We start from the raw sequence: 19,919 nt of genomic DNA, 5'->3' as shown, positions 1-19,919 counted from the left end.
CTTGTGGTCGCGCGCCTGGCGACGGGGTTACATGTCGTGCTTGTTGAGTTGGAAGCCGCGGGCCTGGTACTGCTTCCAGCGTTCGCGCAGCGGTCCGCGTGCGCTGTCGTCGGCCGGCACCACCTCGAGCACGCGCTCGAACTCGCCCTCCACGGCGGCGTCGCGCAGGTTGATCACCAGCGGGCGCAGCGGCACGTCGGCATCGGGCGGTGCGATCAGCACGTCGGCTTCTTCCTCGTCGAGGTCCGCGCCGGCGATCTGGTGCGGGATGAAGGCGTCCGGATCGAACGACCACAGCAGGTCATCGAGCTTTTCGGCCTGCGCGGCATCGCGCGCGAGCACCAGCGAGGGCAGTCCGCGTTCGTGCGCCTTGCGCGCCAGTTCGCACACCAGCAGGAGCGGCTCCTCGCGGAACCGCGCCTTCTGCACCAGGTAGAAGTCGGCGCGCATCCGTCAGGCTTTCGCGCCAGCCTGGTCGAGCAGCCACTGGCTCAGCAGCCCAACCGGCCGGCCGGTGGCCATGCCGTGCTTGCCGTCGTCGCTGCCGCTGCCGGCGATGTCGATGTGCGCCCATCGCTGGCCCTCGGTGAAGCGCGAGAGGAAGCAGCCGGCGGTGATCGCACCGGCCCAGCGGCCACCGACATTGGAGACGTCGGCATAGGTGGAGTCGATCATCGGCTGGTACTCGTCCCACAGCGGCAGGCGCCAGGCACGGTCGAAGGAGTGCTCGCCGGCCGCCAGCAGCTCGTTCGCAAGGTCGTCGTGCTTGCTCATCAGGCCGGAGGCGTACTTGCCCAGCGCGACCATGCAGGCACCGGTCAGGGTGGCGACGTCCACCAGCGCGCGCGGCTCGAACTTCTGCGCCCAGGTCAGGGCGTCGCACAGGATCAGGCGGCCTTCTGCGTCGGTGTTGCCGACCTCGATGGTCTTGCCGGACATGCTGGTGAGCACGTCGGACGGACGGTACGCATCGGCGTCGGGCATGTTCTCGACCGCCGGCACCACCACCACCAGGTTGATCGGCAGCTTCATGCCAACGGCGGCCACGAAGGTGCCCATGACGGTGGCACCACCGCACATGTCGAACTTCATCTCCTCGATGCCGCCCTGCACCTTGAGGTTGATGCCGCCGGTATCGAAGGTGATGCCCTTGCCGACCAGCACGTAGGGCTTGGCGTCGCCGCCGCCGTCGTACTTCAGCGCGATCAGGCGCGGCGGGTTGGCCGAGCCGCGGCCCACGGCCAGCAGCGAGCCCATGCCGAGCTTCTCCATCGCCGCCACGTCCAGCACCTCGCAGGAGGTGTTGTCGAAGCGGCCGGCGAATTCCTGGGCCTGCTGCGCCAGGTAGCCCGGGTTGCAGACATTGGGCGGCAGGTTGCCCAGCTCGCGGGCGAAGGCGACGCCGGCGGCGATGGCCTGGCCCTGCGCCAGCGCAGCCTGGTCGTCGCCACTGATCGACAGGCGGCGCAGGCCCGGTTCCGGGGTCTTCTTCTGGTTCTTGTCGCCCAGGGTGGCGGTGTAGCGGTAACAGGCGTGGTCGGCGGCGATCGCGGCCTGGCGGATCGTCCAGGCACTGTCCCGGCCCTCGACCGGAACCTGGCTCAGCGTCATCAGCGCATGCGTCGAGGCGCCGGACTTCAGGGCGCGGGCGGCATCACCGATCGCCTTGAGGTACTGCGGCACGCCGAACTTGGCCGGCTCGCCCAGGCCCACCACCAGCACCCGCGGGGCCGAGACGCCGGGGAGGTCGTGCAGGAGCGCGGTCTTGCCGGTCTTGCCGCTGGCGTCGCCGCGCTCGAGCAGCGCGGTCAGGCGTCCGTTGCTGGCCTGGTCGATGGCCTTGCCGGCGTCGGTGAGGGTGTTGTCGGAGAAGGCGCCAACGACGACGCAATCCACCTTGGCGGTGGTGGCGGCGTCCTGGTTCAGGTCGAATTGAAGAGCCATGCAGCAGGTTCCCTGGAAGAGTGAAAGGGACGTTCGCGCAACGATCCGTAAAGTCGCAGCGCCGGATCGGCAGCGAAAACCGCCGATCCGGGTGACAATGCGGGTCGGGCCGCGGCCGGCGGAGCCGGTCGGGACGGTCGAATCGAGCCCTTGAGTCTAAAGCAAGCGCCCCGGCTTTCCGAACCCGCGCCCGTGATCCATCCGCCGTCGTACCGCCATTCCGCCCGCCGCACACGAGCCCCCGAATCCCACTGATGCCCAAGCTCGACCGTTACCTGCTCGGCGAACTCGCCCAGTCCACCTTCGCCGCCCTGGTGGTGCTGCTGATCGTCAGCGTCGGCGGCGTGATCACCGACGTGCTCAAGGACATCGCCTCGGGGCGGCTGCCGGCGGGTCTGATGCTGGCCCAGCTGGGCTTGGTGCTGTTGAACTGGCTGCCGCTGATCCTGCCGCTGGCGCTGATGCTGGGCGTGATGCTGGGCGTGGGGCGCATGTATCGCGATTCGGAAATGCCGGTGATCGCAGCGATCGGTGTCGGCCCGCCGCGCCTGCTCAAGCCGGTGCTGATGCTGGTGTTGCCGGTGGTGCTGGTGGTTGGCGTGTGTTCGCTGTGGCTGGGGCCGATGGCCGAGCGCATCTCCCGCGAGATGATCAACGAGGCCAACCGCAACCTGGTGGTGTCGGGCCTGCAGCCGGGCAGTTTCACCGAGCTCCCGGGTGGTGGAGGCGTGGTGTACGTGGGGGCGATGTCGGGTGACGGCAGCCAGTTCCGGCGCATCTTCATCTACCGCCAGTCCGAAGGCCGCATAGACGTCACGACCGCCAATTCCGGCGAGCTGGCGGTCGAGGACGGTGGCGACCGCTATCTCACCCTGCTCGACGGGTTCCAGGTCGAAGGGCCGCGCGAGGCCGGGCTCGACTACCGGCTGATGCGCTACGCCAGCAACGAGGTGCGGCTGCCTGGCGGCGACAGGCAGCATGACCCGAACGACCCGGAGATCCTCCCGACCTCGCAGTTGCTGGACGATCCGCGCCGCGCCGCCAATGCACAGCTGCACTTCCGGCTGGCGCCGCCGCTGCTGACCTTCGCCTTCGCGATCATGGCGGTGCCGCTGGCGCGCAGCACGCCGCGGCAGGCGCGTTATGGCCGGGTCATCATGGGCTTCCTCGCCTACCTGGTCGGCATGCAGCTGATGCTGATGGGTACCGAGTGGCTGGAAGTAGGGCGCATGCCCGCGGCGCTGGGGCTGTGGTGGCTGGTCCTGCCGCTGGTGGCGGCGGCACTGTGGCTGTACTTCACCGATGGCCGGATGCGCCGCCCGCGTCCGCTGCGCAAGCGGGAGGCGGCGGCATGACCCCGTTCCCGAAGATCCACGACATCTACGTCGGCAAGGTGGTGATCGGCACCGTCGCGCTGACCTGGGCGGTACTGCTGGGACTGGACGTGATGCTCAGCCTGGTCGGGGAGTTCGGCGACGTCGGCGAAGGCCGCTACGGCGCCGTCGAAGCCCTGGCGTACACCGCGTATACCGTGCCCCGGCGCGCTTACACCATGTTCCCGACCGCGGCCGTCATCGGCTCCCTGATGGCCCTGGGGCAGCTGGCGGCCACTTCCGAGCTGACCGCGCTGCGTGCCATTGGCCTTTCGCGCCGCCGCCTGACCATCACCGTGGTCGCGGCGCTGGCGCTGCTGACCCTGCTGATGGTGGTCGCCGGCGAGACGGCCGGCCCCTGGGGCCAGCGCCGTGCCGATGCCCTGAAGGCATCCTCGCGTTCAGACGATCTCATCGTGGCCCAGTACTCCGGTGTCTGGGCACGCGAGGGTGCGGTCATCCTCAATGCCGAAGGTGGCGAGGAGCGCGACAACGGCCAGGACCAGTGGCTGGAGCTGACCGACGTGCGCCTGTACGAGTTCGACGACGACGGCCGGCTGGAGTCGCTGGCGGTGGCGAAGGTGGCCGAGCACCGGCCGGGTGGATGGCTGCTGCGCGACGTGACCCGCACCACCTTCGGCGCGGACTCGGTGGTCCGGGAAGAGATCCCCGAGGAGCGCTGGGAGTCCAACCTGGATGCCACCGCCCTGAGCGCCGACATTGATCGACCGCGCTATCTCAGCGCGATCGAGCTGCGCAAGGCGGTCCAGTACCGCAAGCGCAACGCGCTGGATGCCGGCGAATACGAGGAGCACTACTGGGGCCGCTGGTTCTACCCGCTCAACGTACTGGCGCTGTGCCTGGCCGCCATCCCGTTCGCCTTCGGCAGCCTGCGCAGCGGCGGGCTCGGCAAGCGCCTGTTCATCGGCGTGGTCTTCGCGCTGGGCTTCTGGCTGGTGCAGACCCAGTTCGTGAAGATGGCCAGCGCCTTCGATTTCGACTTCCGGCTGGCCTATCTGCTGCCGACGCTGATCATGGTCGGGGTTTCCTACGTGCTCTTCAGGAAGCGCTCGGGCTAGGACCGCGCCGTCAGCGCTCCCGCCGTGGCTCGCGACGCAGGCGGGTGCCGCTGGCGCGGTCATGCCAGGTGAGGCCGTCGCGGTCGACCCAGGCCCACCAGAATCCTGCTCCGCCGACGGCGAGCGACAAGGTCCCGACCGCATAGCGCACCACCAGTGCCCTCCGTGGGGCGCATCCGCCGTCGGCGGCAAGCACCCGCAGCCGCCATGGCCGCATGCCCAGTGTCTGGCCGCCGCGGTGCCAGCTGACAACTGCATAGGCACCGGCGAGCAGCCAGCACACCGCCCAGAGCGCAAGCTGCCATGCGCTGAAGGGCTGGATGTTCTCCCGCGCGTCATGGCCGGCAAAGTAGTGCGCGGCGGAGAACGCAGCGCCGGCCAGCATCCACATAGCCAGGGCCGGCCACAGGTCGTAGAACAGCGCCAGCAGGCGCCAACCGATGTGTGACGGTGCGCGGGGGTGCGCGGGCGGATGCGGTTCGGCGGGATTGTTGTCGGCGTGGTTCATGGCGCGGCAAGTCTAGGGCAGCCGTGGCCCCCGGTGGCTCGGTTAAGCTGCGCCGATGACTTCGCGAACCCCGGCCGAACGCCGCCAGCTGGCGATGGCGCAGCCGCCGCTGCCCGATGCGGACGCCGACGTGATCGCCGCCTTCCTCGACGCGACCTGGGCGGAAAAGGGCCTCGCCCGCCCCACGCTCGACAGCTACAGGCGGGATCTCGAAGGCTATGCCCGTTGGCGCGCCGGTCGTGGTGGTGGTCTCGCCGGCGCCGACCGGGGTGCATTGTTCGAGTTCCTGGCCTGGCGCATGCGCGAGGGTTACTCGCCCCGCAGCAACGCCCGCCTGCTGTCGGCGCTGCGGGCGTTCTTCGGCTGGCGGGTCCGTCGGGGCGAGCGCGAGGATGATCCCACGGCGCTGTTGGATCCTCCCCGGTTGCCGCGTTCGCTGCCAAAGGTCTTGGCGGAGAGCCAGGTGGAAGCGCTGTTGTCCGCGCCCGACGACAGCGAGCCGCTGGGCTTGCGTGATCGCGCCATGCTGGAACTCATGTACGCCTGCGGCCTGCGCGTCAGCGAGCTGGCGAACCTGCCCGCGACCGCCCTGAACCTTCGGCAGGGCGTGTTGCGTGTCAGCGGCAAGGGCGGCCGCGAGCGCCTGGTGCCGCTCGGCGAGGAGGCGCGCCACTGGCTGGAGCGCTACCTGGCGACGGCAAGGCCGCGGCTGGCCGGGAGCCGTGCGCTGGCGCCCCTGTTCATCGGCAGCAACGGCGAGGCTCCGACCCGGCAGCACCTGTGGGGACTGGTGAAACGGTACGCCGCGGCGGCCGGGATCGATCCTGCTCGCATCAGCCCCCATGGCCTCCGGCACAGCTTCGCCACCCACCTGCTCAACCACGGCGCCGACTTGCGCGCGCTGCAGATGCTGCTTGGCCACAGCTCGCTCTCGACCACCCAGATCTACACCCTGGTGGCGCGCGAGCAACTCAAGCAACTGCATGCCAGGCACCATCCGAGAGGCTGAACGATCAAGGCTGCCTGCCAGCGCCGCCGGCCGGGCCCGTGCCACAATCACGGCTTCCCCATCGGGCGTGTCCGCTTCCGGGCATCCCCGCAGAAAGGACCATAGATGAAGCGCATCCTCCTGGTCGCCGCCCTTGGCGCCATCAGTCTTTCCGCCTGTGCGGAGTCGCCCGCGCCGGCTTCCGGGGCGGCGCCTGCTGTCGTGGCCGCTCCTTCGGGGCCTTCGGTCACGGCAGAGCCGGGGTCCGCCGAGGCGCGGGCACTGGAGGCGATCGCCACCCTCAACCCGAACATCAAGGTCGACCACATCGGCGAAGCGCCCATGCCGGGGTTCCGCGAGCTGATCGTGGGCGGGCAGGTGGTCTATGTCAGCGACGACGGCCGCTACATGTTCCTCGCCGGTGCCGGCGGCGCGCTGTACGACGCCCACGCCGAGAAGAACCTGAGCGAGGCGGCGCTGGGACGCATGCGCAACGAGCTGCTGGCGACGATCCCGGAAGGCGAGCGCATCGTGTTTGCCCCGGAGAATCCGGACCACACCGTTACCGTCTTCACCGATGTCGAGTGCGGCTACTGCCGGAAGATGCACAGCGAGATCGAGCAGTACAACGCGCAGGGCATCGCGGTGGAGTACCTGGCCTTTCCGCGCATGGGCATGGGCAGCGAGGACTTCACCAAGATGATCTCGGTGTGGTGCGCCGACGACCGCAAGGCCGCGCTCACCCAGGCCAAGACCACCGGCAAGGTGACGCCGAAGGACTGCAAGAACACCGTGGCGATGCAGTACAGCATCGGCCAGCGCGCCGGCCTGACCGGTACGCCGATGATCATCGCCGAGGACGGTACCCAACTCGGTGGCTACGTGCCCCCGGCCGCCCTTCGCGAGGCGTTGGACAAGCTCGCCGCCAACCGCGAGCCGGCCGAAGTCGGCGCCTGAGTTCGCGCGGGCGATCGCCGGAACCCCCTGCCTTTGTAGGAGCGGCTTCAGCCGCGATCAGGAGCCGGCGCGGGCCTGCACCTTCCGGTCGCGGCTGAAGCCGCTCCTACAGGAGCACGGGGTCGGAAGCGCAGGGGCGACTGCCCTACAATAGCGGGCCCCGTCGACCCCAGGGTTCCCCGGACATGATCGTCCTCGAGGGCGCTTCCGCCCTTTCAGCGTTCCGTCGCGACCGCCTGCAAGCCCGCCTCCAGTCCATCCACTCCCAGGTCCGCCTGCTCGATGCATGGCCGGTGTATTGGGTGGAAGTCGAGACCGGCACCACCCCCGATGAAGCCGTGCTGCGCCGCATCCTGCAGGCGGAGCCGGCCGCTGCGCCGCGGGCCGACGGTGCCGTTTCCCGCTACGTCACCCCGCGCCTGGGGACGCTGTCGCCGTGGTCGAGCAAGGCGACCGAGTTGCTGCACGGCGCACGCCTGTCGGTGAAGCGGGTCGAGCATGGCACCCGCTACGACCTGTCCGGCTGGCCCACGGACGCCGCCACCCAGGGCGCATTGGCGAAGGTCCTGCACGATCCGATGACCCAGTCGCTGCTGGAGGCGCGCGAGGACGCGATCGCCCTGTTCCAGGTCCCGGCACGCGGCGAGCTGGAGCGTATTCCGCTCGGTGAGCTCGAGACCGCGAACAGCCGGCTGGGACTGGCGCTGGCCGATGACGAGATCGGCTACCTGCGCGAACGCTACGGCGCGCTGGGGCGCGATCCCTCCGACATCGAACTGATGATGTTCGCCCAGGCGAACTCCGAGCACTGCCGGCACAAGATCTTCAACGCGTCCTGGACCATCGACGGCCACGACATGCAGGCGGGTGGCGGGCCGGTGTCGCTGTTCAAGATGATCAAGCACACCCACGCGGCCACGTCGGAGCACACGCTTTCGGCGTACAGCGACAACGCCGCCGTGGTCGCCGGATACACCAGCCAGCGTTTCCGTCCGGATCCGCACAGCCAGGCCTACCGGGCGGAGCCGCCGGTGGAATCCGCGTTCTGCATCAAGGTCGAAACCCACAATCATCCGACTGCCATCGCGCCGTTCCCGGGTGCGTCCACCGGTGCCGGCGGCGAGATCCGCGACGAAGGTGCCACTGGCCGCGGCGGCAAGCCCAAGGCCGGGCTGGCCGGGTTCTCGGTGTCGCACCTGCGCATCCCGACCCTGCCGCAGCCGTGGGAGGCGCCGCGCGCGCTGAACCCGCGCATGGCGCCGGCGCTGGAGATCATGCTCGATGGCCCGCTGGGCTCCGCGGCGTTCAACAACGAGTTCGGCCGCCCCAACCTGACCGGCTACTTCCGCAGCTTCGAGCTGTCCGAGGGTGCGCACGCGCGCGCCTATGACAAGCCGATCATGCTCGCTGGCGGCCTGGGGGCGATCGACCGCAACCAGGTCGAAAAGCTCGGCCTCCGGCCCGGTTACGCGGTGGTGGTGCTGGGCGGGCCGGCCATGCTGATCGGCCTGGGCGGTGGTGCCGCCAGTTCGGTGGCATCCGGCGACAGCCACGAGGCGCTGGACTTCGCCAGCGTGCAGCGCGACAACCCTGAGATGGAGCGCCGCTGCCAGGAGGTCATCGACCGCTGCGTGGCCCTCGGCGATGCCAATCCGATCTCCAGCGCCCACGACGTCGGCGCAGGCGGGCTGTCCAATGCCATTCCCGAGCTGCTGCACGATTCCGGCCTGGGCGGCGTGATCGACCTGTCCCGCGTGCCCAGCGACGACCCGTCACTGTCACCGATGCAGTTGTGGAGCAATGAATCGCAGGAGCGTTATGTCATCGGCCTGCCGCCCGACCGGGTGGAGGAGTTCACCGCGATCTGCGAGCGCGAGCGCTGCCCGTTCGCGGTGGTTGGCCATGCGACCGCCGAGGAACGGCTGGTGGTGGGCGAGGGCGCGACGGTCGAGGTGGTCTATGGCGACGACCGCGGCCCCCGCGACTGGCCGATCGACCTGCCGATGGACGTGCTGTTCGGCAAGCCGCCGAAGATGCACCGCGACACCACGCGGCCCGGCGATGCGCCGTGGCCGTCGCTGGACTGGAGCGGGCTGGACCTGCAGCAGGCGGCGAAGCGCGTGCTTGCCCACCCGACCGTGGGCGCCAAGCAGTTCCTGGTGACCATCGGCGACCGCAGCGTCGGCGGCCTGACCGCGCGCGACCAGATGGTGGGCCCCTGGCAGCTGCCGCTGGCCGACTGCGCGATCACCTTCGCCGGCTTCGACGGCTTCACCGGTGAGGCCATGGCGATCGGCGAGCGCACGCCGCTGGCGCTGCTGGATGCCGCCGCTGCGGCGCGCATGGCTGTTGGCGAGGCGATCACCAACCTGTGCGCCGCGCCGGTGGAATCGTTGGATCGGGTGAAGCTGTCGGCCAACTGGATGGCCGCTGCCGGCCATGATGGCGAGGACGCGCTGCTGTTCGACGCCGTGCGTGCGGTCGGCATGGAGCTGTGCCCCGAGGTCGACCTGAGCATCCCGGTCGGCAAGGACTCGCTGTCCATGCAGGCGCAGTGGCAGGACGAGGACGGCCCGCAGAAGTCGGTCTCGCCGGTGTCGCTGGTGGTGACGGCTTTCGCCCCGGTGGTGGACGTTCGCCAGCAGCTCACGCCGCTGCTGGAGCGCGAGGGCGAATCGGAGTTGTGGCTGATCGGGCTGGGCGCCGGCAAGCAGCGCCTGGGTGGTTCGGTGCTGGCCCAGGTCCATCCCGAGGCGGGTGCGACCGACCTGCCGGCCTTCGCCGGGCAGCCGTCGGAAGATGGCCGCCGCAACGCCGGCACCCCGGACCTCGACAACCCGGCCCGCCTGCGTGATTTCTTCGAGCTCATCCGCGACGCCCGCGAAGCCGGCCTGCTGCAGGCCTACCACGACCGTTCCGACGGTGGCGCCTTCGCCGCCCTGTGCGAAATGGCTTTCTGCTCGCACCTTGGCCTCGACATCAACCTCAGCGGTTGGGGCGAGGATCCGTTCCGCACCCTGTTCAACGAGGAACTCGGCGCGGTGGTGCAGGTGGCCGACGAGGACCGTGCCGACTTCGCCGACCTGGTGGCGCGCTATGGCCTGATCGACTGCGCCCAGCGCATCGCCCGCCCGACCACGGCGCCGGTGATCCGGGTGATGGAGGACGGCGAGACGCTGGCGGAATGGCGCTGGGAGGAGCTGTTCGATGCCTGGTGGTCGACCACCCACGCCATGCAGAAGCTGCGCGACAACCCGGACTGCGCCGACGAGGAGCGCTTCGCCGCGCGCGACTTCAATGCGCCGGGGCTGCGGCCGAAGCTGACCTTTGATCCCGTCGAGGATGTCGCCGCTCCGTTCGTCAACACCGGGGCACGGCCGAAGGTGGCGATCCTGCGCGAGCAGGGCGTCAACGGCCACGTCGAGATGGCGGCTGCATTCGACCGCGCCGGATTCGAAGCCTTCGATGTCCACATGAGCGACCTGATCGCGGGCCGCACCACGCTCGATGGCTTCAAGGGCCTGGCAGCCTGTGGCGGCTTCAGCTACGGCGACGTGCTTGGGGCCGGGCGCGGCTGGGCGACGAGCATCCTCGAGCGCAATGCGCTGCGCGACCAGTTCCACGCATTCTTCGAGCGCGACGACAGCTTCACGCTGGGTGCCTGCAACGGTTGCCAGATGCTCAGCCAGCTCAAGCCGATCATCCCCGGCGCCGGCCACTGGCCGAGTTTCCAGCGCAACCGCAGCGAGCAGTTCGAGGCTCGCCTGGGCCTGCTGGAAGTGGTCGAGTCGCCCTCGATCCTGCTGCGGGGCATGGCGGGCTCACGCATCCCGGTGGTGGTCTCGCACGGTGAAGGCCGCGCCGAGTTCGCCAGCAGCCTGGACCAGACCGCCGTGCACGCACCACTGCGCTACGTCGATGGCGACGGCAACCCGGCCACCGAGTATCCCGCCAACCCGAACGGTTCCACCGGCTCGGTCGCCGGCCTCACCAGCGACGACGGTCGGGTCACCATCCTGATGCCGCACCCCGAGCGCACCCCCCGCACCGCCAACCTGAGCTGGGCACCAAGCGAGTGGGGCGAGGATTCGCCATGGATGCGGCTGTTCCGCAACGCACGGGTGTTCGTCGGCTGAGGCCGGGCCGAGGGCCGAGGGGCGGCGGGTCCGGTACGGTCCGTGGCCCGCTCTACGCTCCAACTGGAGCTCCGGCGGTTGTAGGAGCGACGTAAGTCGAGACCCCCCGGGCACCGGAGTTGCGCGGTCGCGACTCACGTCGCTCCTACGAGGTGGGAATGCAGCGCCCCTGTAGGAGCGGCTTCAGCCGCGATCGGAAACCGGACGGGCGACCCATCGCCGGATCGCGGCTGAAGCCGCTCCTACAACCGCTGGAAGTCCGGCCGGACAAAGCCACCCTGGGCGAGCCTGTCGTGCTGGGAGAGCCGCCCGCGCGGCTGAACCGCGGGCGAATATGACCGCGGATCAACCTGCTAAAGTCGGGCGCTCACGGCTTGGGAGGGCGGTGTGGACGCCACAGCAGACAGCATTGCGGGACACCCGGAAGTGGACCGCGGCGTGGAGGAGGGCATCGTCGATGCGCTGCTCGCCAAGGGCCGGCTGAAGGAGGCCGACCTCGGCCGTGCGCGGCGCCTGCAGGCCGAAACCGGCGGCAGCCTCCTTGCGCTGCTGGGCCGGCTGGGGCTGGTGTCGGAGCGCGACCACGCGGAGACCGTTGCCCAAGTGATGGACCTGCCGCTGGTCAGCGCGAAGGACGCCCCGGAGCTGCCACCCGAGGGCGTGGTCCTGTCGCCTCGCTTCATGAAGCAGTTCGCGGTCTGCCCCGTCGCCGAGACCGAAACGCTGGTCGAAGTGCTCGCCGCCGATCCGCAGGATCCCTACACCCTCGATGCCGTGCGCCTGGCCACCGGCCGCGACGTCCACGCCAGTGTCGCGCTGCGCTCGGAAATCGACGAGCTGATCGAGCGCTGGCACGGCCAGGGCCGCAGTGCGATGGGCGCGATCATCGACACCGCCGAGGGCGAAGGCAGCGACCTGGACGACGTCGAGCACCTGCGCGACCTCGCCTCCGAGGCGCCGGTGATCCGGCTGGTCAACCTGGTGATCCAGCGCGCGGTGGAGCTACGCGCCTCCGACATCCACATCGAGCCCTTCGAGAATCGCCTGAAGGTGCGTTACCGCGTCGACGGCGTGCTGGTGGAGGGCGAGAGCCCGCCGGTGAACCTGACCGCCGCGGTGATCAGCCGCATCAAGATCATGGCCAAGCTCAACATCGCCGAGCGCCGCCTGCCGCAGGACGGCCGCATCATGCTGCGGGTGCAGGGCAAGGAGCTCGACCTGCGCGTCAGCACGGTGCCCACCGCGCACGGCGAATCGGTGGTCATGCGACTGCTCGACCGCGAATCGGTGGTGCTCGACTTTGAACGACTCGGCTTCACCGACGAATTCCTGCCGCAGTTCCGCAAGGTGCTGGAGCAGCCGCACGGCATCCTGCTGGTCACCGGTCCCACCGGCTCGGGCAAGACCACCACGCTGTACACGGCGCTGAGCCAGCTCAACACGCCGGACGTCAAGATCATTACCGTCGAGGACCCGGTCGAATACCAGATCGAAGGCATCAACCAGATCCAGGCCAAGCCGCAGATCGGGCTCGACTTCTCGCACGCGCTGCGGTCGATCGTGCGCCAGGACCCGGACATCATCATGATCGGCGAGATGCGCGACCTGGAGACCGCGCGCATCGCGATCCAGTCCGCGCTGACCGGCCACCTCGTGCTCAGCACCCTGCACACCAACAACGCCGCCGGCGGCATCACCCGCCTGCTCGACATGGGCGTGGAGGACTACCTGCTGACCTCCACCGTCAACGGCATCCTGGCCCAGCGGCTGGTGCGCCGGCTGGAGCCGACGCTGGCCCAGCGCTACCCGGCATCGCCCGAAGAGATCGAGAAGTTCTCGCTGCGGCGCTACCAGCCCGAGGGCGAGATCATGCTGTACCGCCCCGGCAGCTCCCCGTCCGCGCCGACCGGCTACCAGGGCCGGACCACCATCATGGAGTTCATGGTGATGAACGACGAGCTCCGTCGGGCGGTGATGCGCCACGCCGGCATGGGCGAGATCGAGCGCATCGCGCGCGACGCCGGCATGCGCACGATGTACGAGGACGGCATCACCAAGGCGCTCGCCGGGCTGACCACCATCGAGGAAGTGCTGCGGGTGACCGAGGATGCGTAACGTGCCGGCACGCGATCATCAAGGGCGACGCGACCGCTGACCATGCCGCTCTACACCTACAAGGCGCTGAATGCCCGCGGCGAGATGCTGGATGGCCAGATGGAGGCGGCCACCGATGTCGAGGTCGCCGCGCGCCTGCAGGAGCAGGGCCACCTGCCAGTGGAAGCACGCCTGGCGAGCGAAGGTGGTGGCGCATCGACGTGGCGGAGCCTGTTCAAGCCGCGGCCGTTCGCCGGGGAGCGGCTGGTGCAGTTCACCCAGCAACTGGCGACGCTGCTCGGCGCCGGCCAGCCGCTGGACCGCGCGCTGACCATCCTGCTGGAGCTGCCAGAGGACGAGGCGGCGCGCCGGGTGGTGAGCGACGTGCGCGACGCGGTGCGTGGCGGCACTTCGCTGTCGGTGGCGCTGGAACGCCAGCACGGTACGTTCTCGCGGCTGTATATCAACATGGTGCGTGCCGGCGAGGCCGGTGGCAGCCTGCACGAAACGCTGTCGCGGCTGGCCGATTACCTGGAGCGCTCACGCGCGATGCAGGGGCGGGTGGTCAACGCGCTGATCTATCCGGCGATCCTGCTGGTGATGGTCGGCCTCAGCCTGCTGTTCCTGCTCGGCTACGTGGTGCCGCAGTTCGCCCAGATGTACGACAGCCTGGAGGCGGAGCTGCCGGCATTCACCCAGGTGGTGCTGTGGATCGGCCTGTTCGTGCGCGACTGGTGGATCGTGCTGGTGGTGGTGCCGGCGCTTGCGCTGCTGTGGATCGATCGCAAGCGGCGCGATCCCGCCTTCCGCGAAGTGCTCGATGCGTGGATCCTCAAGCGGCGGTTCTTCGGTGGGCTGGTCGCCAAGGTCGAGACTGCCCGCGTGTCCCGAACGCTCGGCACGCTGGTGCGCAACGGCGTGCCGCTGATGGCCGCGCTCGGCATTGCCCAGAAGGTGATGGACAACCGCGTGCTGGCGGCCGATGTCGCCGCCGCGGCCGACGAGGTCAAGAATGGCGTCGCCCTGTCGACTGCGCTCGCCCGCGGCAAGCGCTTCCCGCGGCTGGCGCTGCAGATGATCCAGGTCGGCGAGGAATCCGGCGAGCTGGATGCGATGCTGGTGAAGACCGCCGAGACCTTCGAGCACCAGACCTCGGTCGCGCTCGACCGCATGCTGGCGGCGCTGGTGCCGATCGTCACCGTGGTGCTGGCCGGCGTGGTCGGCGTGGTGGTGATGGCCGTGCTGACGCCGCTGTACGACCTGACCAACGCCATCGGCTGACCGCCGCCTGGCCATGAACCGATCCCCCGAAGCAAAAACGGAAGCCCGACCCATGCGAAACACCCGACCCATGCGAAACCGACGTTCACTGACCCGCTCGCCCGCACCCTCCGCCCAGGCCGGCATGAGCCTGATCGAGATCATCATCGTCATCGTGCTGATCGGCGCGGTGCTGACCTTCGTCGGCAGCCGCGTGCTCGGCGGCGCCGACCGGGCCAAGGCCAACCTGGCCAAGTCGCAGGTGACGACGCTGGCGCAGAAGGTCGAAGCCTTCCAGATGGATACCGGCCGCCTGCCGACCGCGCTGGACGAGCTGGTGACCGAACCTGGCGATGCCCCCGGCTGGCTCGGCCCGTATGCCAAGACCGCCGAACTCAGCGACCCCTGGGGCCATCCGGTCGAGTACCGCGCGCCCGGAGAGAGCGGCCCGTTCGACCTGGTGATCCTCGGCAAGGACGGCAAGGTCGGCGGTAGCAGCGTCGACGGTGACATCCGGTACGAGTGACGACCATGCGCGGCGCCAGCCGGAAGATGGCCGGCGTCTCCCTGCTGGAGATGCTGCTGGTGGTGGGGCTGATCGCCGCCGCCAGCCTGTTGGCGGCCGCGGCCTTCACCGGTGGCACCAAGGGCATGCAGCTGCGCTCGGCGGCCAAGGAGATCGCCGCCGAACTCCGCTACACCCGTACCCGCGCGATTTCGACCGGGGAGCCACAGCGCTTCGTGATCGACCCGCAGGCGCGCACGTGGACGGCGCTCGGCGACCATGCCGGTGAGATCCCGGGCGACCTCGAAGTGAAGTTCATCGGCGCCCGCCAGGTCCAGCCCAGCCAGGGCGAGGGCGCGGTGATGTTCTTCGCCGATGGCGCCTCGACCGGTGGCCGCGTGCAACTGTCGCGGGAGGGCGCGGCGTGGAACATCGATGTTGCCTGGCTCACCGGCGAGGTCCGCCTGGCGCGCGCGGATGCAGCGCCATGAAGCCGCTGCGCCACGCCCAACGCGGCTATTCGCTGATCGAGGTGATCGTCGCGTTCGCCCTGCTGGCGTTGGCGCTCACGCTGCTGCTGGGCACGCTGTCGGGCGCGACGCGGCAGGTGCGCTGGGCCGGCGATGCGGGCGTGGCGGCACTGCACGCGCAGTCACTGATCGCCACCGTCGGCGTCGGCGAGCCGCTGAGCCCGGGCCAGAGCACTGGCGAGTTCGAAGACGGGCGCTATCGCTGGACCCTGCAGGTGGCGCCCTGGCGCGACCCGGCTCGCGTGGATGCGCCGCTCCAGCCGGCGGGCGACTCACTGTACGAGGTGGCGCTGGACGTGACCTGGGGCGACGGTGGTCCGCGCGAGCGCCTGCAGTTGCGGTCGTTGCGATTGGCACCCGCCGACATGCAGGGGCTGCCGCGATGAAGCCGCGCGGGTTCACCCTGATCGAAGTGCTGCTGGCCACGGTGCTGCTTTCGGCCGGGCTGGCGTTGGCGTTCGCGACCCTGTCGGCCGCCAGCCAGACCGCTACCCGCGGCGAGGCGATGGCGACACGGGGCGAGCGCATGCGCGCGGTGGAGGGCTTCCTGCGCAAGCGTCTCGCTGCCGCCCGCCCACTCGCCTACGAGACCGAGCAGGTCAACCTCGTACCGCAGCGCTTCGTCGGCAGCGCGGACCGGGTGCGCTTCGTCGCCGACCTGCCGAACTACCTCGGCCAGGGCGGCCCCTACCTGCATGACCTGCAGGTGGAGCGGCACGGCGAGGGCGTGCGCATGGTGCTGGGGCTGTCGATGGTGCTGGCGGGGGAAACCGTGGAAGACAGTGATGCCCGCCCCCCCGAACCGCTGGTCGAAGGACTGGAGTTCGCCAGGTTCCGCTATCGCGGGCTTACTCCGGAACGCGAGCTCGGCGAATGGCAGGACGAGTGGGTGCAGGCCGACCAGTTGCCGATGCTGGTCGAGGTGACCTTCGCCGACGTCGACGGCCGTGAATGGCCGCCCTTGGTGGTGGCGCTGCCGCAGGGCGCGGGTGCGCCGCCGGGCATGGGGGGGCTGCGATGAAAGGCACCCAGGTGCGCAAGCGGCATCGAGGCGCGGCGCTGCTGCTGGTGCTGTGGCTGATCGTGCTGCTCACCGCGCTGGTGGGTGGTTTCGCCATGGTTGCGCGGATCGAGCGGCTGCAGGGCCTGGTGCTGGTGCGCGGCGTGATGGCCGACAACGCCGCGCGCGCCGGGCTCGAATACGCGGTGTCCCAGCTCCAGTTGCCCGACCCGCAGGCGCGTTGGCAGCCCGACGGGCGGCCCTACCAATGGCAGTACAACGGTGCCACGGTCGAGGTGCGCATCGTCGACGAGAGCGGCAAGGTCGACCTCAACGAGGCGGACCCGGGCCTGCTGGGTGAACTGTTCCGCGCCGTCGGCATCGAGCAGGTGGAAGCGGCGCGGTTGGCGGCGGCGGTGGTCGACTGGCGCGACACCGACCCGCTGACCCAGGCTGCCGGCGGCGCCGAGGATGCCGACTATGCCTCGGCGGGTCGCCCGTACGGGGCCAAGGATGCGCCGTTCGAAGGCATTGCCGAACTGGAACAGGTGCTCGGCTTCACCCCGGAGATCTACGCCCTGGTGGCGCCGCACGTCACCGTGCACAGCAAGCTGCCGCGACCGCAGCCGGCCTTCGCATCCGCCCCGGTGCTGGACGCCATCGGCCTGGATGGCGCGGCGCTGGTCGAGCAGCGTGGACGCGAAGACGCCACCGGTGCGGGGGTTCAGGGTGCGAGCCACAGCGGTACGTATAGTATCGACAGCCACGCTCGGCTGGCTGATGGTCGCCAGTCGATGTTGAGGGCCGTGGTGCGCGCGGGCGGCTTCGCCGGTTCCGGGATGGCGTACTCCGCGTTGCACTGGGAGGAGGGAGCTTCACCACGATGAGTCTGTTGGGGTCCAGCCCGGGCGCGCGTCCGGGACGTATCGGTGCGCGGCTCGTCCCGCGGACGGGCGACTTCCTGTCCTGGTGGGGTCGCTCGCTTGCGTCCTTGTTGCCGCGCGGCTGGCGGCGCCTGCTGGGCATCGGGCGCGGCAGGCTGTTGTTGCAGGTCGATGGCGACACCGTCCACCTGCGCCTGCAGCAGGAAGGCGAATTGCGTGACCTCGCGGTGGTCCCGCTCGCCGCGGGCAACGCCATCGACGATGCCGCCGCCGCTCCCCTTCCCGCGGACCCGCTGGCGTCACTTCTGGATGCCCGGCTGTCCGAGCTGCCCCGGTGGCTGCTGCTGGCGCCTGCCCACAGCCTGCGCCGCCGCATCAGCCTGCCCGCCGCGGCCGGCGACCGGCTGCGCGACGTGGTCGGCTTCGAAATCGATCGCCAGACGCCGTTCACCGCCGGCGATGTCGCCTTCGATGCGCGCGTGCTGGCACGGCGCGACAACGACGGCCAGCTCGATGCCGAACTGGTGGCGGTGCCCCGGCAGGTGCTGGAGCCCCAACTGGAGCGCGTCGGCCGGATCGCGCCCACCCTGGCGGGGGTCGATGTCGCCGCTGCCGACGGGATGCCGCTCGGGGTCAACCTGCTTCCCGCGGCCCGGCGCAGCCGCACCCGCGACCCGTGGATGCGCTGGAACCTGGTGCTGGCGACGGTCGCGCTGGCTGGCGTCGGGGCGTGCATGTGGCAGTTGCTGGACAACCGGCGCGCTGCTGCCGAGCGCTTCGAGCAGGAGATCGCAACGCAGGCCCGGGCCGGGCGACAGGCCAGTGCGCAACGCCAGGAGCTGGCGACCCTGATCGCCGGGCAGGCGTTCCTCGACAACGCCCGGGCGCAACGGCCGGCGGCTACCGAAGTCATCGACGAACTCACTCGGCGCATCCCCGACGGCACCTATCTGGAGAAGATTTCGCTCGACGACCGCCAGCTCATGCTGATCGGCCTGAGCGGCGAGGCCGCCGGGTTGATCGGACGCCTGCAGGGGGCGGAGCTGTGGCGGTCGCCGGCGTTGGCCGGCGCGCTGCAGCCGGACCCCTCCAGCGGGCGTGACCGCTTCACCCTGACCGCCAGCCTTGCGCCAGTCCCGGCTGCCGCCAAACCCGGACCGGAGGTCGACAATGACGACCCGGGCGCCTGAAGCGGTGACTTCGCGGGACCGCTGGCTGGCACTGGGGCTGCTGCTGGCCCTGCTGTTGCTCGCCTATGCCGTGCTGGTACATCCGTGGTGGACGGTGCCGATGCTCGAGGCCGGTGAGCGGGTGGAGGCATTGCAGGAGCGCGAGTTGCGGCTACGCATGCAATTGCAACAGGCTCCCGCGGTCAGCCAACGGCTGGAGCAGGTGCGCGCCACCCAGGCCGAGCGCCCCGGATTCCTGCCAGAGGCGAACCCCGAGCTCGCGACCGCCAGCCTGATCCAGCGGCTCGAGACGGTGGTCGGGCAGGCCAGCCCCGGCAACCGCAGCTGCGCCATCACCAACCGGTCGCCGCTCGACCCGAGCAGCCGCGAACAGTTCACACGGGTGGTGGTGCAGGTCCGCCTGCGCTGCGGCACCCCGGAGCTCGCCAGCGTGCTGCACTCGCTGGAGAGCGGCGCGCCGCGGCTGTTCGTGGACAACCTCAACATCCTCGCCCAGCGCATGTACTTCAGCCCTGGCCGGGAAGCGCCCACCGGCAACGGCGGGCTCGATGTCTCCTTCGACCTTTATGGCTACCTGCCCACCCGTACGGAGGCCGCCGATGCGCCTTGAAAACGCGGGGGCTCCGACCTGGCTGCTCGCGGGCGTGGCGGGCTGGGCGCTGCTGGCCTGGCTGCTGGCAGCCGCCGGCATGGGCGGGCGGATCGAGCCGCTGCCCGACGATCCGTCGTTGCTGAAGCCGCTTCCGGCCGCGGCGCCGGCATCCGCCTCCCGGCTCGGCCCGCTGGACCAGTTCGCCGAAATCGCCGCGCGTCCGTTGTTCTCGCCGGACCGCCAGCCGCAGCCATTCTTCCTGCAGGGAGAGGGTGAGCAGGCCGACGATACCGCCTTCGATTACGTCCTGACCAGCGTGCTCATCACGCCTGGCACCAAGCTGGCGATCATCCAGCCGCCCGACGGCAGCGAGTCCGTCCGGGTCCGGCTCGACCAGGCGCCGGAGTCGCATCCGGCTTGGCGGTTGATCGGCATCAGCCCGCGAAGCGCGGTATTCGAAGGTCCCGAAGGCCAGCGCAACCTGGTGCTGCGCGTGTTCGACGGCGAGGGCGGCGCCGCGCCGACACCGCAGCAGTCGGCCGATGCCGGTGCACAGAGGCGCGATGGCCGCGCGGCTTCAGGTGGTGGACAGCCCGCCGCGGCGGAGTCGGCGACACCCGCGCCCGTTCGCGATGAAACCGGCTCTCCAGCCACGGCCCGCGATGCCGCCGAGCCGGAACAGCGCGCCGATCCGCCCCCGCCGCCACCCAAGGCGGAGCAGATGGAAGAAATCCGCCGCCGGATCCAGGCCCGCCGCGCCCAGCTGCGCGGGGAGCCGCCACCCCCACCGCCGGCCAACAGCCGATAGAGTGTATGGAATGAAGCAACGCCCCTCGCTCCCGACCCCGAGCGGCGCCGCCCCCGCGGCCGCCCGTCGCC

At 70.1% G+C, this 19,919-nt stretch carries 18 protein-coding genes; 15 read left to right on the top strand and 3 right to left on the bottom strand.

Annotated elements, in window-relative coordinates; genetic code table 11:
• Window positions 1-27: 27 nt before the first annotated feature.
• Entirely contained in the window at window positions 28-450 is a 423-nt protein-coding gene (locus B5D37_RS11955; RefSeq protein WP_078758965.1) for a DNA polymerase III subunit chi, read from the bottom strand.
• Window positions 451-453: 3 nt separating this feature from the next.
• Entirely contained in the window at window positions 454-1,944 is a 1,491-nt protein-coding gene (locus B5D37_RS11950) for a leucyl aminopeptidase (RefSeq protein ID WP_078758964.1), read from the bottom strand.
• Between the two features lie 254 nt (window positions 1,945-2,198).
• On the opposite strand from B5D37_RS11950, the gene lptF reads away from it, so the two are divergent.
• Both lptF and lptG read left to right on the top strand, forming a co-directional pair.
• The gene (gene lptF, locus B5D37_RS11945; RefSeq protein WP_078758963.1) at window positions 2,199-3,299 is read left to right on the top strand and encodes an LPS export ABC transporter permease LptF; all 1,101 of its coding nucleotides are present in this window, start codon (window positions 2,199-2,201) and stop codon (window positions 3,297-3,299) included.
• A complete protein-coding gene (gene lptG, locus B5D37_RS11940) occupies window positions 3,230-4,396 on the top strand; it encodes an LPS export ABC transporter permease LptG (RefSeq protein WP_425478060.1) in 1,167 nt (388 codons plus the stop codon). The genes lptF and lptG overlap by 70 nt, the downstream gene beginning before the upstream one ends.
• A gap of 10 nt (window positions 4,397-4,406) precedes the next feature.
• On the opposite strand, the gene B5D37_RS11935 is transcribed toward lptG, so the two are convergent.
• The gene (locus tag B5D37_RS11935) at window positions 4,407-4,904 is read right to left on the bottom strand and encodes an RDD family protein (protein ID WP_078758961.1); all 498 of its coding nucleotides are present in this window, start codon (window positions 4,902-4,904) and stop codon (window positions 4,407-4,409) included.
• Between the two features lie 55 nt (window positions 4,905-4,959).
• On the opposite strand from B5D37_RS11935, the gene xerD reads away from it, so the two are divergent.
• The 13 genes from xerD to B5D37_RS11870 all read left to right on the top strand — a co-directional run bounded on the left by xerD (window position 4,960) and on the right by B5D37_RS11870 (window position 19,848).
• On the top strand, window positions 4,960-5,913 hold the full coding sequence (xerD, locus tag B5D37_RS11930) for a site-specific tyrosine recombinase XerD (protein ID WP_078758960.1): 954 nt from the start codon (window positions 4,960-4,962) through the stop codon (window positions 5,911-5,913).
• A gap of 105 nt (window positions 5,914-6,018) precedes the next feature.
• Window positions 6,019-6,849: a DsbC family protein gene (locus B5D37_RS11925; RefSeq protein WP_078758959.1), complete on the top strand. Its 831-nt coding sequence runs from the start codon at window positions 6,019-6,021 to the stop codon at window positions 6,847-6,849.
• 185 nt (window positions 6,850-7,034) lie between these two features.
• Window positions 7,035-10,985 (top strand): phosphoribosylformylglycinamidine synthase, encoded by a 3,951-nt coding sequence (gene purL / locus B5D37_RS11920; RefSeq protein ID WP_078758958.1) that lies wholly within the window; start codon window positions 7,035-7,037, stop codon window positions 10,983-10,985.
• Window positions 10,986-11,411: 426 nt separating this feature from the next.
• Entirely contained in the window at window positions 11,412-13,100 is a 1,689-nt protein-coding gene (gspE, locus tag B5D37_RS11915; RefSeq protein ID WP_200809249.1) for a type II secretion system ATPase GspE, read from the top strand.
• Window positions 13,101-13,142: 42 nt separating this feature from the next.
• Complete coding sequence (xpsF, locus tag B5D37_RS11910) at window positions 13,143-14,360, top strand: type II secretion system protein XpsF (RefSeq protein WP_078758956.1); 1,218 nt, start codon at window positions 13,143-13,145, stop codon at window positions 14,358-14,360.
• Window positions 14,361-14,430: 70 nt separating this feature from the next.
• The gene (gene gspG, locus B5D37_RS11905) at window positions 14,431-14,865 is read left to right on the top strand and encodes a type II secretion system major pseudopilin GspG (protein ID WP_078758955.1); all 435 of its coding nucleotides are present in this window, start codon (window positions 14,431-14,433) and stop codon (window positions 14,863-14,865) included.
• A 5-nt stretch (window positions 14,866-14,870) separates the two neighbouring features.
• Window positions 14,871-15,335 carry a type II secretion system protein XpsH gene (gene xpsH, locus B5D37_RS11900; protein WP_234987868.1) on the top strand — a complete coding sequence of 155 codons (465 nt, stop codon included), beginning with the start codon at window positions 14,871-14,873 and terminating at the stop codon, window positions 15,333-15,335.
• A gap of 5 nt (window positions 15,336-15,340) precedes the next feature.
• Window positions 15,341-15,760, top strand: a complete 420-nt coding sequence (gene xpsI / locus B5D37_RS11895; RefSeq protein WP_200809247.1) for a type II secretion system protein XpsI — start codon at window positions 15,341-15,343, stop codon at window positions 15,758-15,760.
• On the top strand, window positions 15,757-16,395 hold the full coding sequence (locus B5D37_RS11890) for a prepilin-type N-terminal cleavage/methylation domain-containing protein (protein ID WP_078758953.1): 639 nt from the start codon (window positions 15,757-15,759) through the stop codon (window positions 16,393-16,395). The genes xpsI and B5D37_RS11890 overlap by 4 nt, the downstream gene beginning before the upstream one ends.
• Window positions 16,392-17,261 carry a type II secretion system minor pseudopilin gene (locus B5D37_RS11885; protein WP_078758952.1) on the top strand — a complete coding sequence of 290 codons (870 nt, stop codon included), beginning with the start codon at window positions 16,392-16,394 and terminating at the stop codon, window positions 17,259-17,261. The genes B5D37_RS11890 and B5D37_RS11885 overlap by 4 nt, the downstream gene beginning before the upstream one ends.
• Complete coding sequence (locus B5D37_RS11880; RefSeq protein ID WP_078758951.1) at window positions 17,258-18,448, top strand: PilN domain-containing protein; 1,191 nt, start codon at window positions 17,258-17,260, stop codon at window positions 18,446-18,448. Before B5D37_RS11885 ends, B5D37_RS11880 begins: the two co-directional genes overlap by 4 nt.
• Entirely contained in the window at window positions 18,429-19,058 is a 630-nt protein-coding gene (gene gspM / locus B5D37_RS11875; RefSeq protein ID WP_078758950.1) for a type II secretion system protein GspM, read from the top strand. The genes B5D37_RS11880 and gspM overlap by 20 nt, the downstream gene beginning before the upstream one ends.
• Window positions 19,048-19,848: a hypothetical protein gene (locus tag B5D37_RS11870; protein WP_078758949.1), complete on the top strand. Its 801-nt coding sequence runs from the start codon at window positions 19,048-19,050 to the stop codon at window positions 19,846-19,848. Before gspM ends, B5D37_RS11870 begins: the two co-directional genes overlap by 11 nt.
• The last annotated feature ends 71 nt before the right edge of the window (window positions 19,849-19,919 follow it).

The sequence above is a fragment of the Lysobacter spongiicola DSM 21749 genome (assembly GCF_900167055.1).
GTDB lineage: Bacteria > Pseudomonadota > Gammaproteobacteria > Xanthomonadales > Xanthomonadaceae > Novilysobacter > Novilysobacter spongiicola.
This window is presented reverse-complemented; position numbering and strand designations above follow the sequence as displayed.

Coding starts and splice junctions, on each gene's coding strand:
- B5D37_RS11955 (WP_078758965.1), bottom strand. CDS start 450: ATGCGCGCCGACTTCTACCTGGTGCAGAAGGCGCGGTTCCGCGAGGAG.
- B5D37_RS11950 (WP_078758964.1), bottom strand. CDS start 1,944: ATGGCTCTTCAATTCGACCTGAACCAGGACGCCGCCACCACCGCCAAG.
- lptF (WP_078758963.1), top strand. CDS start 2,199: ATGCCCAAGCTCGACCGTTACCTGCTCGGCGAACTCGCCCAGTCCACC.
- B5D37_RS11935 (WP_078758961.1), bottom strand. CDS start 4,904: ATGAACCACGCCGACAACAATCCCGCCGAACCGCATCCGCCCGCGCAC.
- xerD (WP_078758960.1), top strand. CDS start 4,960: ATGACTTCGCGAACCCCGGCCGAACGCCGCCAGCTGGCGATGGCGCAG.
- B5D37_RS11925 (WP_078758959.1), top strand. CDS start 6,019: ATGAAGCGCATCCTCCTGGTCGCCGCCCTTGGCGCCATCAGTCTTTCC.
- purL (WP_078758958.1), top strand. CDS start 7,035: ATGATCGTCCTCGAGGGCGCTTCCGCCCTTTCAGCGTTCCGTCGCGAC.
- xpsF (WP_078758956.1), top strand. CDS start 13,143: ATGCCGCTCTACACCTACAAGGCGCTGAATGCCCGCGGCGAGATGCTG.
- gspG (WP_078758955.1), top strand. CDS start 14,431: ATGCGAAACCGACGTTCACTGACCCGCTCGCCCGCACCCTCCGCCCAG.
- xpsH (WP_234987868.1), top strand. CDS start 14,871: ATGCGCGGCGCCAGCCGGAAGATGGCCGGCGTCTCCCTGCTGGAGATG.
- B5D37_RS11890 (WP_078758953.1), top strand. CDS start 15,757: ATGAAGCCGCGCGGGTTCACCCTGATCGAAGTGCTGCTGGCCACGGTG.
- B5D37_RS11885 (WP_078758952.1), top strand. CDS start 16,392: ATGAAAGGCACCCAGGTGCGCAAGCGGCATCGAGGCGCGGCGCTGCTG.
- B5D37_RS11880 (WP_078758951.1), top strand. CDS start 17,258: ATGAGTCTGTTGGGGTCCAGCCCGGGCGCGCGTCCGGGACGTATCGGT.
- gspM (WP_078758950.1), top strand. CDS start 18,429: ATGACGACCCGGGCGCCTGAAGCGGTGACTTCGCGGGACCGCTGGCTG.
- B5D37_RS11870 (WP_078758949.1), top strand. CDS start 19,048: ATGCGCCTTGAAAACGCGGGGGCTCCGACCTGGCTGCTCGCGGGCGTG.